Annotated in this window: 13 protein-coding genes and 1 pseudogene; 6 read left to right on the forward strand and 8 right to left on the reverse strand. The window is 60.5% G+C overall.

The annotated features are described in order from the left end of the window. Positions 1-922 precede the first annotated feature (922 nt). From M2281_RS18475 to M2281_RS18490, 4 genes are all read right to left on the reverse strand, one after another. Complete coding sequence (locus M2281_RS18475; RefSeq protein WP_280822651.1) at positions 923-1,375, reverse strand: GNAT family N-acetyltransferase; 453 nt, start codon at positions 1,373-1,375, stop codon at positions 923-925. Positions 1,376-1,708: 333 nt separating this feature from the next. After that, positions 1,709-2,686 carry an ornithine cyclodeaminase family protein gene (locus M2281_RS18480; RefSeq protein ID WP_280822652.1) on the reverse strand — a complete coding sequence of 326 codons (978 nt, stop codon included), beginning with the start codon at positions 2,684-2,686 and terminating at the stop codon, positions 1,709-1,711. Beyond that, complete coding sequence (locus tag M2281_RS18485) at positions 2,686-3,819, reverse strand: aminotransferase class I/II-fold pyridoxal phosphate-dependent enzyme (RefSeq protein ID WP_280822653.1); 1,134 nt, start codon at positions 3,817-3,819, stop codon at positions 2,686-2,688. The genes M2281_RS18480 and M2281_RS18485 overlap by 1 nt, the downstream gene beginning before the upstream one ends. Positions 3,820-3,886: 67 nt before the next feature. Next, positions 3,887-4,507 carry a helix-turn-helix transcriptional regulator gene (locus M2281_RS18490; protein ID WP_280822654.1) on the reverse strand — a complete coding sequence of 207 codons (621 nt, stop codon included), beginning with the start codon at positions 4,505-4,507 and terminating at the stop codon, positions 3,887-3,889. Positions 4,508-4,841: 334 nt separating this feature from the next. Here M2281_RS18490 and M2281_RS18495 point away from each other — a divergent pair, with 334 nt between their 5' ends. Next, positions 4,842-6,107 carry an alkyl sulfatase dimerization domain-containing protein gene (locus tag M2281_RS18495; protein ID WP_280822655.1) on the forward strand — a complete coding sequence of 422 codons (1,266 nt, stop codon included), beginning with the start codon at positions 4,842-4,844 and terminating at the stop codon, positions 6,105-6,107. 465 nt (positions 6,108-6,572) lie between these two features. On the opposite strand, the pseudogene M2281_RS18500 reads toward M2281_RS18495, so the two are convergent. After that, positions 6,573-6,722, reverse strand: a pseudogene (locus M2281_RS18500) (integrase); the annotation flags it as partial. Positions 6,723-6,827: 105 nt separating this feature from the next. Here M2281_RS18500 and M2281_RS18505 point away from each other — a divergent pair. Continuing rightward, positions 6,828-7,151 carry a hypothetical protein gene (locus M2281_RS18505; protein WP_280822656.1) on the forward strand — a complete coding sequence of 108 codons (324 nt, stop codon included), beginning with the start codon at positions 6,828-6,830 and terminating at the stop codon, positions 7,149-7,151. A 106-nt stretch (positions 7,152-7,257) separates the two neighbouring features. Here M2281_RS18505 and M2281_RS18510 read toward each other — a convergent pair whose 3' ends face one another. Both M2281_RS18510 and M2281_RS18515 read right to left on the reverse strand, forming a co-directional pair. After that, positions 7,258-7,860: an OmpA family protein gene (locus M2281_RS18510; protein ID WP_280822657.1), complete on the reverse strand. Its 603-nt coding sequence runs from the start codon at positions 7,858-7,860 to the stop codon at positions 7,258-7,260. A 2-nt stretch (positions 7,861-7,862) separates the two neighbouring features. After that, positions 7,863-8,405 (reverse strand): hypothetical protein, encoded by a 543-nt coding sequence (locus M2281_RS18515; protein WP_280822658.1) that lies wholly within the window; start codon positions 8,403-8,405, stop codon positions 7,863-7,865. A 785-nt stretch (positions 8,406-9,190) separates the two neighbouring features. Here M2281_RS18515 and M2281_RS18520 point away from each other — a divergent pair. The 4 genes from M2281_RS18520 (at position 9,191) to M2281_RS18535 (ending at position 12,080) form a co-directional block, all read left to right on the forward strand. After that, the gene (locus tag M2281_RS18520; protein ID WP_280822659.1) at positions 9,191-9,925 is read left to right on the forward strand and encodes a DUF4431 domain-containing protein; all 735 of its coding nucleotides are present in this window, start codon (positions 9,191-9,193) and stop codon (positions 9,923-9,925) included. A 7-nt stretch (positions 9,926-9,932) separates the two neighbouring features. Beyond that, entirely contained in the window at positions 9,933-10,688 is a 756-nt protein-coding gene (locus M2281_RS18525; RefSeq protein WP_280822660.1) for an NUDIX hydrolase, read from the forward strand. After that, positions 10,685-10,939 (forward strand): hypothetical protein, encoded by a 255-nt coding sequence (locus tag M2281_RS18530; RefSeq protein WP_280822661.1) that lies wholly within the window; start codon positions 10,685-10,687, stop codon positions 10,937-10,939. Before M2281_RS18525 ends, M2281_RS18530 begins: the two co-directional genes overlap by 4 nt. Positions 10,940-11,063: 124 nt before the next feature. Beyond that, a complete protein-coding gene (locus M2281_RS18535; protein ID WP_280822662.1) occupies positions 11,064-12,080 on the forward strand; it encodes an IS110 family transposase in 1,017 nt (338 codons plus the stop codon). 426 nt (positions 12,081-12,506) lie between these two features. Here the strand turns inward: M2281_RS18535 and M2281_RS18540 are convergent, their stop codons facing one another. Further along, positions 12,507-15,569 (reverse strand): autotransporter outer membrane beta-barrel domain-containing protein, encoded by a 3,063-nt coding sequence (locus M2281_RS18540; protein ID WP_280822663.1) that lies wholly within the window; start codon positions 15,567-15,569, stop codon positions 12,507-12,509. Positions 15,570-16,926: the final 1,357 nt, after the last annotated feature.

Genomic DNA, 16,926 nt, shown 5'->3' on the forward strand with positions numbered 1-16,926 from the left:
CATCTGGAGACCATAGCCGGCGGCAGGGAGGCTGCTCTGACCTATCGCGGCCAGCGGCCTGGTGGAGCCCCGTTAATCTATCCATCTCTGGGGGTCGTCTTGGACAGCTCGCACCGCCGGCGAGGATCGTGGCAACAGATCAGGATCAGGTAGTCTGGTGTGGCCGCGCCATGGCATGGCGGATATGCCGGACAAGTTCACGCGCCGCCGGGCTCAGCGGACGATCCGGGCCGAAACCGCAAGATCGGTCCGGACCGTCGCCATGGTCGCGTCGAGCGTGCCGTTCTCGAAGACCGTCCGCCATGCCAGACCTGGCTTGCCGCCGTCACGTTGCGGTGTTCAGCCGCCGCTGCGATGAAGGCGCAGGGCCCCAGACCTCTGGGGTTCATTGCCGGCGTCTGGATGCTTTGGCACAATCCAAAGGGCTGGGCCATAACGGTCAGCGCAGCGGCTTCGTTTGCCTCGCTCGCGGACAAACCCGTTCAACTCGGACTATTGCTCGCTGCGACATTCGGCATTTTCGCGATTGTCTCGCTGTCCACGTGGTGCGTTACCGGGCTGATGCTCTCGCAGCTCCTACGCACCGATGGGCAATGGCGAGCGCTCAACTTTTCGTTGGGCCCTTGCTTGCGGCATCCATCGTGCCGATCTGGCTCTAGTCAAGGAAAAGCGCGCCCGTCATCTTCCATATACCTCCCTGGCGGGCAGCATCGGTCCGGTTGCCAACCGGCGGCATAGGGAAGCGCGAACATGTACAGACCGCTGAACAGGAGCAAGAAGAGCGGAAGCAGCGGCGAGCAGGATCGGCCATACCACCCGAGGGAGCGACCGTCGCCGGAGCGTAGTTCCAACCGTGTGACCGGAGCGCCTGATTTGCGGTGTGTGTGACCGGACAGCGAAATGGCGCTGCCCGGCCGCTTCTTCAGCCGTTCAATCGCAAATGTGCGTTCTCGAACGGCAAGCCTTCATCGTCAGTCGATCTTCGCGACACCTCGAGGAAACCAAGCGCCGTGTAGAACCGGACGGCTTGTTGGTTCTGGGTGTAAACCTCCAGTGAAAGCTCACCCTTCCGGACCATTGCGTGGGCAATCAGCTTGCGTCCTATTCCCTGCCCTTGCAGGTCCGGGGCGACAAAAATCGCCCCGATGAACGTGTCCAGCAAGCTAATGAAGCCAACAGGTTCACCCATGCGGCAGGCCACCCAGGTCTCGGCATTGGGCAGGTATTTCTCCTCAATCAACTGCCGCTGCTCGATGAGCCGCCGCTCGCCGATGAAAGGATGAGCCATAAGGGAAGCGTCGAGCCAGATGCCCGACAGTTTTTCGGTGTCCGTCGCCACTTCAAAGGGCCGGATCACCACATTCTGGTTCTTCATGAGAACTCCGCAGAATAAGTCATGCAAAGAGGATCAGCACCTTCATGGTGCCGAGCGATACCGCTACACGCGGTTCAATCGAAGCCTCTGCGCATAAATCTCCTTCTGCAGATATGTGGCATCTAGGCCCTTCGGATCATGGCGTCAATGGCGGCTTTGGGCCGGAAGCAGTCAGTCCGCTTTTGGAACATATTTGGCTGAAGCGGACATTCGCCAAACGATCCCTTGCGAATGCGCCTCTAGCCGTCGCCAATCGAACGAATGACCCGCGCCGGCTTTCCTTCGACCAGATACATCCCGGCAGAGCAGTGCGCGGAGATCACCTGTTTGCCGTCATCTATCCAGGTCACGTCGACACTGCATTTTTTCGAGCACCAGCGACGCCATGGCGACATCTTGCGCCGCAATCCCTGTGAGATCCGTGATCGTGACCTCGTCGGCAGACAAGCGCCCTTTGGCTCGACCAGCAAGAATATCTCCAAGGAGGACGACGTCGGAGGCAACCAGCAATCTCTCCCGGAGCGCGTGTGACGTTTCGCCATGGTGCAAACACTGCTCGCGATCATCCACCGCAATGACGCTCGCTCTGGCGAACAGCGAGGGCTCAAGCTCCTGCTTGCCCGGACTATCCGCCCCCACCGCCACGATGTGAGTTCCGGCCTGTACCGCCTGGGTCGGCACAACCGCACTTGCTGAAGGGGTGCACGTAACGATCAGACGCGTCTCCGCGCAAAGTTCCTGTATGGATGCGACCGCCACGGCAGTCAGGCCCTTGGCGCATAAGGCAGACGCAAGGGCTTCCGCACGATCAGCCGACCGGCCCCAGACGACAATGCGCTCCATGTTGAGGTGCTCGGCAATCCACTCGGCCTGTAGTTGGGCTTGATGGCCGGTTCCAACTATGCCCAACGTGCAAGCGCCCGGCGGTGCGCCGGCCGCAGCCGCGAGCGCGCCGGCGGCGGCTGTCCGCCAACTCGTCAGCCAGCCGGCGTCTCGCAGCAATGCCACCGGGGTTCCGGTGTGCGTATCGAATACCATTGTCACGCCGTCATTGACGGGCAAACCGCGCGACGGGTTCGCATAGAAGCCAGTCGCGACTTTCACTGCAAAATAGCGATCTCCGCGGAAGTATCCTGTCTTGATATGGCAATCTCCCTGCGCCTCGGGAAATTCCAATTGCACAGGTGGCGGCGAAACGGTTTTTCCTTGCGCGTGGCGGATCAAGGCGTCTTGCACCGCCTTCGTGATTTCCGATGGATCGCAAAGAGGAACAATATCCTCCAAGGTGAGGATAGGAAAACCCGTCGCCATTATTGGTTCCTGAACAGATGGTTGCGGAACGCAGCAAGCCCCTCGGCCAGGTTGGCTCTGCCGAACCCGATGCGGAATCGGTCGGTTGGCACCTGTCCGAGGTCCGATTTGTAGATGCCTGATGGCAGCAACAGCACGCCAGCCTGCTCGACCAGGTCGGTAGTGAATTCGTCCACCGAGCCCTCTCCAACGTAGCGAGGATAGCCAACGCATCCGCCATCGGGTTCGCGCCATTCAAACAAGGCCGGAAACTCGTCGAAGAACTCCTTGAGCAGAACGAGGTTCGAGCGCACCAGCATATTGTTGCGCGCCAGGATCTGCTCCCGGTTGCGTAGCGCGATGATGGCAAGCCGTTCGCTCGGTGCGGAGTTGCAGATCGACAAATAGTGCTTCATCCGCTCCATCTTGCCGAGCAAGCGCTCGTCGGTGGTAGCGATCCAGCCGATCCGTAGACCGGGAAGGCCGTAGGCCTTCGACATGACATTCAACGACAGCCCCCGTTCGTAAAGATCGGCGACTTGAGGCAATTGGCGTTCGGGTTTGGGGCCAAGTGAGCGATACACTTCATCGCTGAACAGCCAAATCCCGTGGCGTCGGCAAAGATCGATCAGGCCCTCCAACGTTTCCCTGGCAATGATCTTTCCGGTCGGATTGTGTGGGAAGTTGATATGAATGAGCTTCGTATTCGGGCGAATGGCCGCCGCTATCCTATCAAGGTCCAGATCCCAATCATTGTCGGGATCAAGGCCCACGCCGCTCACATCGCATATGGCCAGCGGGATTGTCTCGGCGGCTTGATAGTTTGGTGTCACGACTATCGCGTGATCGGTCTTTTCGAGCAGCACGTGATTGGCAATGTAGATGCCTTCCTCGGCCCCGGCGAAGCAGAGTATGTTCTTGGCGCTCTGCCTTTGATAGGTTTCAGCGATCGCCTCGCGCAGTTCGGGCGCGCCGTGCGTCTCCGTATAACCGAGCCAAAGATTTTCGAACGCGCCACGCTCTGCTTCCGTCGCCATCGCCAGCAATTCCTTCAGCGAAAGGCTCTGTGCATCGGAGGCCGTCAGATGATGCCGGGCTTTGAATTCCCAGCGGGAAAAGTGGGTTTCGAGCTTGAAGTCGGGAAGACTTGGCATCGTTGTGGTCCTCTCATCAGCGGCTTTCAAGCGCGGCTGTTAATTGTTGTGATTGACGGCAGTCGAGCTAAGGCCGAGGCGCCCGAACGGTCTTCAGCGTTTTGTAGAGCGTTGCGCGCGACAGGTTCAGGACCCTGGCAATATAGGGAACGGCGTTTCGGATCTCGAAGAGGCCACGAGCATCGAGAAGCGCCGCGAGGCTCGCCCGATGCTCCGCCGTCATCGAGTTCAGCGACAGGCGGTGATCTGAGAGAAACTGTCCGACGATGTCGTTGACCTCTTCCTGCCAGTCCGTTTCGAAAAGAACGGATGGTTTTGCCTCGGTGTCGGCAAAACACAGGAAATCACGCGACAAGGTCCGCATGGCCTCAAAGACCGATACGTCCAGGTTGATGCAGAACAGCCCTATCGGGAAACCGGAGCGGTCGGAGATCGCCGCGGAAACGGAGCGCATTTTTCGGCCGTCGAAGTTTGTTTTCGCATAAGGACCGAAGATTCGGCGATTAGACGAAACGACGTCTTCGATTTCCGTCAGCGACGGATCACCTGGCTGACGAAGCGAGAGCCCACCTGACATATGAAATATCGTGCCGCGCTCCAGGTCGTGCAGCACGACCTCCGCATGGGGTTTGAGCAACAAGGCAAGCGCGTCTGCAATCGCGACATAGGATTCAAGTGCGTGGGGCATAAGGCGCTTATCGCGCGCTAGAGACAATTTGTCAATATTTGACAATTCGTCAAGGCATCTTGGTCTGCCCGACGAGTGATCCGGGTTTAGTGCATGCTGGATCTGACTGCCTGCCGGATCGAGCAGGAAGTGCCAAGAGCCGTCATCGCGCTATTCAGACGTCACGATTGGGCCGTGTGCGGACCGTCCGGTTCTGGGGCAGTGCTGCCAGAATGCTGCCGGGCCGCTACGACCCATAGCCGACTTCATCTGTCAGCATACCGCCCTATGCTGACTTGCATCGGCGTACAGCAGTGCTAAGTGCGCTCGGCACAGTTGCGGCCGAGGATTGCATATGAGTCAGGACCCGTTTTTCGAGCGGCTCTGGAATGGCAGTGCCCAGATGGAAGAATGGACCGCTGCGGTTTCGCACGGCGCCATTACCCATGTCGCCGAGAACATCATTACGGTCCATACCACCTACTTCTGCGGCAGCGTGACAGCCATCCGAACCTCCGAAGGGTTGGTTCTAATCGACACCGCTAAGCCGGAGACCGCCAGGCAGACCCTCGATGTCGTGCGCTCCTGGGACAACAGCCCGATCCACACCGTCATCTTCACCCACGGTCACATCGACCACACGAGCGGCATCACCGTCATTGACGAGGAGGCCGATGCAAGAGGGGTTGCACGACCGCGCATCATCGCGCACCGCAACTTGAAACGGCGGATGGATCGATACGAGGCATCACACGGCTTCAACAGCATCGTGCAGGGCCAGCAGTTCAATATGCCCGGCTACGTCTATCCAATCGGCCAGCGGCGCCCGGATGAGGTCTACGACGACACCTTGGCCCTCTCCATCGGTGGAGAGCGGTTCGATCTCTTCCATGGTCGCGGAGAAACGGACGACGCCACCTTCGTTTGGCTACCTGAACGGCGCGTTCTGGCGAGTGGTGATTTCGTGATCTGGGTGTTCCCCAACGCCGGCAATCCGCGCAAGGTACAGCGCTACACGGCGGAATGGGCTGTCGCGCTCCGGCAGATGGAGCAGCTCAAACCCGCAATCCTTATCCCCGGCCATGGTCCGGTCGTTTTTGGCGAGGAGCGCGCAACGCAGATGTTGCGGGATGGCGCCGAAGCGCTCGAGCATCTGGTGCGCGGGACGCTCGCGCTGATGAACAAGGGCGCCACGCTCGACGATGTTCTGCGATCGGTGAAGGTGCCGGCCGAATTTCTCGCAAAGCCCTACCTGCTCCCGAAATATGATGACCCGGAATTCCTGGTCCGGAGCATCTATCACTTTTACGCCGGCTGGTTTGATGGCAACCCGGCGCATCTCAAGCCTGCCCCGGCAACAGATCTCGCTCTGGAACTGGCCGGTCTCGTCGGCGGCGCAAGAAAACTGGCCGAACGAGCAGCCGCCTTGTCCGAGGCCGGGCAATCTCGCCTCGCCGTCCAGCTCGTCGAGTTCGCGCATGCGGCAGCCCCCGACGACCAGAGCATTCAAGTCATGCGCGCCGCGGTTCTCCGAACGTGCATTGAAAGCGAGAGCTCACTGATGGGCAAAGCCTTCCTCGCCGTCTACGAACGCGAGGCGGAGCAGCGAGCCAAGGGCTGAGCGTCGTCTTCCCACCCTGTGCGCGAGACTAGATCTAGAATGAGCCCTAAGCCGGCTGTGGCCTGAAACGCAGAGCCCGTCGTCTCGGGCGAGACGACGACGTGACGACCTCAATACCGCTGAAGCGCCGACGGACGCTACCGCCAGCTTGATCTTGCGCTCGTGGCTGTCAGCACGCAATTCCATCACGCACTTCTAATATAGGCGTGCGTTGTGCTGCCTAGGCTAACGCATTAGCGCAGGTGGCATCGTTTCATAGCCAAGGATGGTATGCAGATCGTCTTGCCAAACCCCAATGCGCAAAAGAGCCCGCCCCGGAGACCAGAGCGAGCCCTTCATGTGGGCGAAGATGGATCATTCGCACGGGCAGTTTAGTCCAAGCCAAAACACGTGTCAGGTCGGGGAAAACGGCGGGCTTAAACAGGAAAGAGGCGGCCCAGATCGGAACCGGGGCCGCCACGATAGTCAGATTTCAGTTCCCTCTGCGAGGGTCAGCGCATCTTCGATGTCCACGCCGAGGTATCGAACGGTGTTTTCAATCTTGGTGTGGCCGAGCAGGATTTGCACGGCTCGAAGATTGCCGGTCACTTTGTAGATGATCGAAGCCTTGGTCTTATGTTCTTTCCTGACCCCGTCCGAGCGTTCAGTAATCTGCGGCGCATGCTTCGTCCTGGCGGTCGGACCGGCTTCGTCTGCTGGCGATCAATTCGGGAAAACGAGTTGGATTTCGTTCCGCTTGAAGCAGCGGGGCTGGCGTCGGGTGATGCCTCGCATGTCAGCTTCGAGCAGCTTTGCTTCATTAAGGAAGTTCTTCGTACGGCGGGCTTTGATCAAATCAAAATCGGCCCGCTCGACGCTGAAGTCTCGTGCGGGGACATCGACAAGACGCTGGAAGTGGTCACCCAAGTCGGGGCGCTTGGGAAGACCCCGGAGGTGCGCCCGTTTATAGAACCACGGGTCCGAGCGGTTCTTGTAGAGCGAGCGAATTCAGGACGGGTCAGCCTGAAGGCCGCAACATGGATCGTCACCGCGTCCAAGGCATAACGCGAGAAGCCGAACTGTCGCGCCATCCCTAGGCGGGAAGCAGGCTGTCCGCTTCCCACCCATCTTGGCCGTTGCGCTAAAAACTGCCAAGCTGACCTCTGAAGTTCTACGGATTTTGTCTCGGCAATACGAACTCGACGCGCCGGTTCAACGCACGCCCACCCGGATTGTCCGCGCCGCTTTCCAGTGTATTTGGTGCGATCGGGCGTGTGTCACCAAGGCCTTTGACTGACAGTCGCGCTTTGTCTGTTCCATGCGCAGCTAGCCATTCCGCAACAGCATTTGCCCGTTTGAGGGACAATTCCTTGTTGTAACGGGCCGGGCCTTTGGAGTCGGTATGCCCCTCGATAGTGATCAACCCCGCTGGAACTGATGTGATCAAGCGGAGGATATCACCGAGGGTCGGTTCGGCAGATGCCTGGATGTTCGCTTTATCGAATTCGAACAGGACATCGCCCATCATGGACACCCTGACGGCCAGTTCGTCTCGGCGTACCGATAGGGCACTGTTTTGGGCGGCAAGCCCATCGGCCCGCGCTGACAAATCCGATATGGTGACGCCCAGATCTGATGGAAGGCCCTTCAGGTCCAGAACCTTGGCCTTGAGATCACGGATTTCACTTTTGTACGGACCTTCCTCCGCGGATGAAAAACCTGTGCCGGCGACTAGAACGGCTAGCACGAGGGCGTACTTGCTTGCCCTGGACATTGTTATCGATCAGTGATTCTGATCGCGTCGAGTGTCTCGACACCGGGGATCGTCAGCGATACCTCCGTAATGTCCTTTGGCGGAGCGGGAAATCTGCCGTGCCAGGAGCCAGCGGTTGGGGAATCTTTTGCTGTCTTGATGACAAGGTAAGGGTTTGTCAGCGGCTGGTCATTGCTGTCCGTCAGCAACAGATGTTTCTTGTTGCCGGCAAGAACATAAAAGCTGTTCTCGTAGTCGCTTTTACTGATTGAATCATAGATTCTTTCGAGTTTGCCTGCGACGAGAGGCCTGAAGCGCATTTTGATCGTTAGAATGTCGCCGTGCCGGATCGCCTCAACAACTTGGGCCTCGGCGACGCCTCCGTTGGTCATGCCAACGGCCAACGGCTCGGCGGCGGAGATCTCCGCCTGTGTCTGGGCGGATGCAGTATGCGAAAGTCCTGTGATCGCCAGGACAGCACTAAAAACCGAGGTTGCGACGGCAATTCTAATTGGATTCACAATACCAATCCCCATTTCAAAAAAGGGATAGGTAGCCCACTTCAATCATGAAGCGGAAATCTCATTTACTCGCAAAGTGTCACACTGATTGATCGCGGACCGACCGAAAGCTCGCAGAGGTACCACACCCGTGCATGGATAGCCTAATCCCGAAGAATCGTTGTGATGGCGTAGGGTGTGCGCCTATATGTAGGTCATGTTCGCGATGGCAGGCGCATTGACTGCCGTTGGCGACTGGGTGCGCGGGACAGCGTAGCCGCAAGACGCAATGACGCCACGTTTTCAGACTTGCTCCGAACGTCCGCTTTTTTTTGGATCGCCCAAAGGCAAGCGACGTCTGCAATGGGCGCAGTACAGACCGTCAAGCTAGGGCCGGAAGCTGTCAGTCCGCTATCGGAACAGATTTGGCTGAAGCAGATATTCTCCAGACGCCCCATCTCGGACGTAACCATCTGTCCGCCTATGATGGGAGGGTTTCGGTGGCTGGCCGCGAACCTCTTCGCAGGGACATCGCGGGGAAAGAGGTCGGAGCGTATGCATACCACGACCGCAATTGGCGGCATCACTGCCCTGCATGGGAGCCACAATCCCAGCCCCCCGCTTTCCGCCGATACCGCTCATAAATGGCTCACCGACATCCCCGTCGGCGTGAGCCAGAAGCAAGCCTGCCACCTGCTCCAGATGCGGCAGATGGCAGATTGGCGACGCCCGAAATGCTAGCATGCCCTCGATTCGCGTAACAAACCTGTTGATTTGGATATCCTGCTGGCTCAGCGCGGTCAGATTTGGTCTGGATATTGATTAGCTGGCCATCGTCGGGGGACCCATCAATGAAGCTTCTGCTGCCGCTACTTTTGGCCTTTGTCGGTTGCGGCATGTCGAGTGCATCGGCCGCCTGCCTCGAAATCTCGGAAGATCAGCAGCTCGAGGTAACGGGCGATCTCTCCCGCCCAATCTTTGCTGGTCCGCCGAACTACACGGATGTCCGCCAAGGAGATGCGCCCGAGCCAGCCTACATTCTGAAGCTGCACACACCGATCTGCGTTACGGGGGACGAATTTCTCGGAGACAATGCCAACGTCGATCGCATTCATCTCATCGATGACGGCAAGGTCCTGCGCCAATGGCTCGGCAAGTCCGTAAGCATTGTCGGAAAGAACATGTTCGGCGGTCACACTGGACATCACCATGCTCCCCTCCTCATGACTGTAGTCACGGCCGCAGCCCCCTCAAACCCCGTCGACCCATCCGTCGCCATGACCACGGTCGAGGCCTTTTACTACGCTCTCGAGATCGGCGATGGCGCATCGGCTGCCATGAACATCGTTCCCGAGAAGCGCGGCAAGGGCCCACTGTCTGCCAAGGCTCTATCCGCTTTCTACGGCACGCTGAAACGGCCGCTTGCACTATTAAACGTCGCCCAGCTCGCCCCAAACCAGTTTCGGGCGCGTTACACCTTTGAGAGCCATAACGGAAAGGTTTGCGACGGCTCATCGGTGGTGACCACCAGACAGGAAGGCGATCTCAACTTGATCGATCGAATCCGCGCCGAGAACGGTTGTTAGCGGCAAAATGTTGACAACAGCCAAGCCTCATGAACGTGACGGCGGCCCGGGTCCAGCCTCGGCCCCGATCTATTACCACCCGCGCCTGGGCGAAAAGGGCGAGCAGGTCCATGTCAAAAATCCAAGCCAAGCATCGGCACCCAGTACCTGGCACAACCCTGATGCCGTCGCCACGTTCGTGCCTGACGGAGACGCGCCGCTGTCGCTGCATGGCGTGCCTTTCCTGGCGTGGCGAGACCATCCACGCACTAACGAGGGTTGGGGACACGTCGACGGCGTGAACGAGGACTTGCACGAACCACCCTTTCACCCTCCCCGGGGTAAGAAGGCCGCCAGCGGCGTGGTCGTGGAAGAGCCGGACGGCCGCGTTTGGCTGATTGCGCCGACGAACCAGTTCGGCGGATATAAGGCCAGTTTCCCCAAGGGTACGGCCGAGCCCGCGCTGTCGCTGCAGGCCAACGCCATCAAGGAATGCTTCGAAGAGGCGGGCCTGCAAGTCGAGATCACCGGTTTCGTCGGTGACTTCGCCCGCACGACCTCAGTTGCCAGGCTCTATCGTGGCCGCCGTGTTGGCGGCACACCAACGGCAATGGGCTGGGAAAGCCAGGCGGTCCACCTTGTGCCGAAAGGTCATCTGTACGAATACTTGAACATGTGGAGCGACCACAAGGTCGCGGAAATTATTGGTGCAGGTCCATCTCCGGATGTACAGAAAGGCCCTAAAATTCAACTTAGTGAGTGCCCTGCCGAGGTTCGCAAGTGAAGGCGCACATCGAACGCATCCGAGCCAACCTGGGAGAGCTGGGGGCGCTCGCCGACAAGACCGAGAAGGCCGAACGCGCGATCCTGCAGCGAGCCGAGGCCCGGCTCACCCAGGTATCCAGCCTGATCGAGCGCGCCAGGCCCGGGGTTGAAGCGGCAGACGACGGCGGCCAGCAGCGCTATCTCGACCTGGTGGCTGAGCGGGGCCTGCTGCAAACCGTCATTGCGAAGGCCCAGCAGGCCCTGGCATGATCAGCCCGCTGTCGCAGGCGCTTTGACCGCTCCCCGGAGCGGTTTTTCATGCCTGCTATCGCAGCCCAGATCGTCGTGATGCCACAATTGGCGCATGAACGATGGCCCGACCACGACCTCCGGCATGGGCACCCGCGATGTCTGCTTCCGGGCGGAAGGAAAATTTGCAGCCGGTAGCGTTGTCGTGCGCAAGGCACTGCGGCGATCGCAAGTGCTGCCGTTCTTCACCGCGTTGCCGCCCTGCCTGATCGGCATGGAAGCCTGCGGAACGTCCCATCATTGGGCGCGCGAACTGACCATGCTTGGGCACGAAGTTCGAATGATGCCGCCAGCCTACGTCAAACCCTATGTGAAGCGTGGCAAGAACGATGCGGTGGACGCGGAAGCGATCTGCGAAGCGGTGACACGCCCGACCATGCGCTTCGTGGCGATGAAGTCGGCCGAGCAACAGGCGGCCCTGTCGCTTCACCGCACGCGCAATCTTCTGGTCAAGCAGCGCACGCAGCTCGTGAACATGATCCGTGGCCTGTTGGCCGAGTTCGGTATCGACATTCCGGAAGGTTTGGAGCGGGCGCTTGGGCTGGCGCGCCAGATCGCCGCGAAGGAAGCGGCGCCTGACGTCCCGGCAATGGCGATACAGATTCTCGATCTCCTGTGCGCGCAGGTGCTCGACACGCATGTCAGACTCCAAGCGATCGACCGTTCGATCGGTGCGCTGCAACGAGCCGATGACGTCGCACGACGTTTGTCGACGATCCCCGGCATCGGCCCGGTCGGCGCCACGGCATTGGCAGCATCTGTTGCCGATCCGGGACAGTTCCGCTCGGGGCGAGAGTTTGCCGCCTGGCTCGGCCTGACACCGTCACAAAACTCAAGCGGAGGCAAGGACCGGCTTGGTCGCATCACCAAGATGGGCGACCGGTATCTGCGAAAGCTGCTGGTGGTCGGGGCGACATCGTTGATCCGCCGGGCGCGATACAAACCGGAGACCGTGGATCCGCGGCTTGTCGCGTTGCTCGCCAGGAAGCCCGTGCGCGTGGCCAGTGTGGCCATGGCGAACAAGATGGCCCGTGTCGTCTGGGCGATCATGGCTCGCGGGGAGACTTATCAATCCCGCCATATCCCGACGCTGGCGGGGTAAGGTTAGGAAGAAGCTGAGACCTCGGCCGCAGAAAACAGATCGAGCCGATCAATCGGCTCCATGAGGTTGTGAGAGCGACGCGACGTGATGGCGAGACCGGTCAGGCCGGAAACAGGGACAACCCACCGACAGTCCGAGGCATCATAGCCTGACAAGCAGATTGGGACCTTGTTCGCCGACCCCATCAGGGCCAGCAGTCTCGAATGGCTGCATCAACAGGCCGGACAGAAGACTGAACCCGACCAATGCGCCAAAACGCCGAATTACCTCTTGCAATGCGGGAGCCATCCACAGAAGACAGTCAGGTTACGGGAGCTACACGGCTAAAGCGGTCCTTCTGGTGCCGACCGGTTACGGTCATCCGCGATCAGCATGGCGGCGAGAGGCAGGCCGCGGTTGAGCGTAATGCTGGAAGACATCTCATCCTCAGAACCTCACCGCGAGGTTTGCCTTGAAACCGTTTTCCCGTGCGCCGGAGGCGAACTGGCCGATATAAGACAGGCCGAAGCTCGCCTCGGGGGTCAGCTTAAGGTCAAGCCCAGCCTCGATCACCGCACTGTCCTTGGCGATCGGCACGCCGGCTATGGTGAAGGCGTCACCGGCCGAGAACGCCTGCGTTGCCGTGGGCGTGGTGTCGCCGAAGGCATGCCGCCAGCCGAGTACGCCGCGCAGGGTGGCGTCGACCGTGCCGAAGCCAAGCTTGTGCTCGGCATGCAGGCCCAGCGTGGTGAAGGTGGTGTCGGTCGTGTCGCTGCAGCCGGACAGCGCCGCCACGCCGCCATTCTCGGTAAAGCCATTGGTGTGCAGGCGGACATGGGCGAGGTTGGCAAAGGGCTCGAAGCGGGCTGCTCCGGTCTCGATGCCATAGCCGACCTCGCCGAAGGCTTGCAGCGTGCCGGCGTGGTAGCCGACAGCGAGGCTCTCGGCGATGCCGGGAATGGCGACAGTGCGGCGGGTGGAGAGATCGTTCCACGTATAGGCAAGGCCGCTCCTGAAGGCCAAATTGCCCCATTCGGTGCCGCCATAGAGACCGAGATGATAGTTGTCGCTCGAACCGGAAGAGAAACGGTCATTTAGATCAAAGCGGGAATGGCTGTAACCGGCCAGAAGACCAACCCGCCAGCCGCCAACTAGGCCATCGGCGCCGATCAGCAGGCCGCCGGTGGAGCGTTCAAGGCTGGCGGCATTGTCGTCGCTGTCGATCGAGCCCCAGGAACCGAAGCCGTAGCTCCAGACCACCGGGCCGGCGTGGTCGGGGGCAACCGCGACGGGTGTGTCGCCCGGTCCATAGGCCAGCACCGGTGCGTGCGAGGCGCCCGGTGCGGCGAAGGCGGCGCGCAGACGCTCGTCGATGGCGTTGCGCACGAAGCGGCTGTCCTCGACGAGCGCGGACTTGGCCGAGGCGTGGATTTCGCCCGAGAGTGCATCGAAGCTCTTGCGCACGTTATCAGGATCGACGGTGAGCGCGATCGAGCGCCAGACGGCATGGCTGTCGTCGAGCGTGCCAATGGCGCCGCCAGTGGCGCTTTGGTTGCGGGTCCGGCCGACGCTGGCGAAGGCCAGGTCATTGCGGCGCAGTTCTAGCGTCACGTCGTTGCCGTCACCACCGGCATAGTCGAGCAAAGCATCGAGAAAAAGCAGGTTTTGGGTCACCGGGCTGAAGGTCCCAACGATAGCGCCGGCGCTCTGCTTTTCGAGGATGGTAAAGGGGCCGTTGAAGACGTTCCAACTTGCTGCATTGTTCGGCGCGAGAGCAAGATCGAGCGTTGCCCCGGTGATATCCACCGCCCCGGCAACAGTGATGCTGGTGGCACCCGCCGGCGTTGCCTCGATGTGCAAGGTGCCGTGATTGAGATAGTTGCCAGCGATGTACTGCCCGCCGGCGATGCTGCCGGGCGCATGCACGCCGCCTGCGTCGATGGTCACGGCCGCTCCCGCCGTACCGATCGTGCCGATGCCGCCGAGGAGTGCACCCGACTTGACATGGATTGTGCCGCCGAGTGTCCCGCCGGTTGCTGAGCCGACAACCAGCGCGCCGCCGGCAACGGTCGTCGCCCCGGAAAAGGCGGAGGAGTTGCCTGACAGCACCGTGGTGCCGGTACCGGACAGGTTAAAGCCGCCAGAACCCGAGAGCACGCCGGCATAGGATGCAAGCGCGCTCCCTGCAAAGTTAAGCGATGCACCGGAGGCGATTTCTACATTGCCGCCGAAGCTGGCGGCGTCGCCCCGCAACGTGCCTTCGTCAACAATCCAATCCTGGGTGCCGCTGCCCGTCAGCGTCCAGGTGCTGGTGCCCCGCTTCTTGTAGGTGTCGAAGCCTTGATACTGCGCCGTAGAACCGATCTGCGAGACGTCGAATGAGCCATCGTCGCTGCCGCCGAGCGCGAGCACGTTGTTTGTACCGCCGCCCGACACGACGACATTGCCGTCGATGGCAGAGGATTTCCACAATTCGAGGCTGTTGTTGCTGCCGAAGAGGGAAATCGCATTGGCCGGTCGGGAAACAGTCGTTCCGCCAGTGATTTGTCCCGAATTGATGATGGTGATACCGCCACCGGTCGCGCCAAGAATGCCGGCGCCACCAACGGAGGTGTGTGGCGTATTCGGCTGAAAACCCTTGGCGCCACCGCTGCCCGTTCCGCCCTGGCGACCAGGCCACCCTCCCGTAATTTCGCCATCGGCCATTCCACCTTGAATGGTGCCTGCATTGACGACCGTGCTGCCGGCCGCGACTTCGATCGCCGCGCCACCATCGCCTAGATGCGCGCCAGCACCGCCGGCAACTCTCCCACCGACAATGGTGACAGTCCCTTTTGCCTGCAGCAGGACGCCTGCTCCGCCCGTGCCGCTGTCAACGCCAGATCCGCCTGCAATCGACGCGCCTGTGTTAACGGTCAGGTTGCCGCCCTCTTCCAGGATAACGCCGGCGCCGCCACCACCACCACCAGCACCAGCACCATCTAGACCAGCAGCCCCACCAGCACCACCGATAACATCCGAGGTCACGGTGGTGTTGCTCTCCTTTAGCAAGACCACGCCGGCACCGCCGCCGCCGCCGCCGCCGTTGCCGTTGCCGCTGGTGCCATCGCCTCTGCCGCCATTTCCGCCCTTGATCACCGCGTTGATGGTCACAGGTCCCGTGGCGTCAATTCGCACGCCATCGCCACCACCACCACCACCACCACCACCGGCACCATCAATTATGCTGCTAAAGCCACCATCGCCACCATTGCCGCCTGTTAGTGGCGCTGCAACATCGCCATTCGCCACATTGCTGTATCCGCCGCCGCCACCACCACCACCGCCGCCGACGCCGCCGACGCCGCCGACTTTCCCATTCGGCGCCCCTAAAGTCCCCGCAGCGCCGCCAACTCCTCCCAACAGACCAGAACCGTTACTGCCACTAGCCCCGGCGCCACCACCATGGCCGCCTTGAAAACTGGCGCCCACCTTTCCCTCGCCGCCGGTCGCCTGTTGGGCCTGCGCCATTTGCGTCTCCGCAATACTGAGAACGAGCGACAGCGCCAATGCCACAACCGAGACCGACCCGCGCGCTGCGCCCACATGCCGGCCCAGCGGCGCCCGCAGCGGCATCGGCGCATGGCTGCTGTTGGATCGGCCGTCCATGGCGCGCGCTGGAAGCGGTGCAGAACTGGCCTTGGCTTCTGTTCTGCCGGTTGATGCGCTGTCGCGAAGCCGTTGCCTGCTCCTCAAGCGGCGGTTGAGCTCTGATGTTTGCTGCAAAAGCTTCCTCCTCGGGCCACCCTCAAGTGTACGGATGGTAGTTGTAGGCTGTTGAGCTAAATTCCGTAGACCTCGCCAACCGCATTTCGTTGCGACGCATGAGGGACAAATAATTTCGTTCTTTGCCTCTCATAAGCACACCGCAATACGTGCCTCTCCAGCAGGTGAGAACTGGTTCGCTCTTCATTCCCCTCTGCGCTAAAGCATCCCTCCGGCAAAAAATCAATTGAACATCTGCGAACATGTAATGGGCCAATGCAGCCGCTTTGCCCGCCATTCCTGCACCAGGTTGAATCCCAGAAAAAGCTGCTCATAAGAGCTGAGCATCAAGGCCGATTACATGCATCAGCGGCGCCATACACGTGGCTTAACTGACGATGGTAGGCGACATCAGTGTCGACACACGCCCCTAAAGGGATGCAGATCGCAGGAGCGCAGATCATGAGGCGCCACCGTGATAGGAATGTTCAGCCCGGTCAGTAGGCGACGCACAGACTTGCACAGCCGCCGGCCTTGGTGAAATGCGGCACTCCTTGAGTGCCACGGCCCTGTGGCTGAGAGATTCGTGGCCATGCCGTAGTCCAGGCCCAGCGGCGACACCACGGTCGGCAGGCGCAGTCAGCTTTCAGGAAGCGAAAAAGGTCACCTCAACGGCCGAGATGGGGCGCGTTGCGGACTGGCCGGTTTGGGCCGTAAGCTGTCCGTCTGCTTTTTGGGTGAAAGCGAGATAAGCAGACGCCTGATCCTTATTATCAGCGGAGATAGTCGAGAGCCTTACCCGTGCCGTAGCCATTCCACAGTATGCTTGGCAGCCGTGCGCAACAGGGCCTTGGGCTCGATGATCATCGCCAGGACCGTAAGCTCTATGGTCACAAGCATGCCGCATAGAATATCCGGGTGCAAAAGATACTGACCCACGACATTCCACTCAAAGCGGGGATTGGTTGCGACGGAGTATGCGGCAATCGCGACAACCAGCACGAGAAGGCACGCCGCGGCGCGCCTCCCCCAATATTTGTGCGGTACGCACCACAGCCAGTTCCCGCATCTTGTCAATGTCCATCGAGGCTATCCCTTGTGGTCGATCCCGCAGGCGCGTCGC

Origin of the sequence: Pseudaminobacter soli (ex Li et al. 2025) (genome assembly GCF_029892515.1) — a bacterium.
Taxonomy (GTDB): domain Bacteria; phylum Pseudomonadota; class Alphaproteobacteria; order Rhizobiales; family Rhizobiaceae; genus Pseudaminobacter; species Pseudaminobacter soli_A.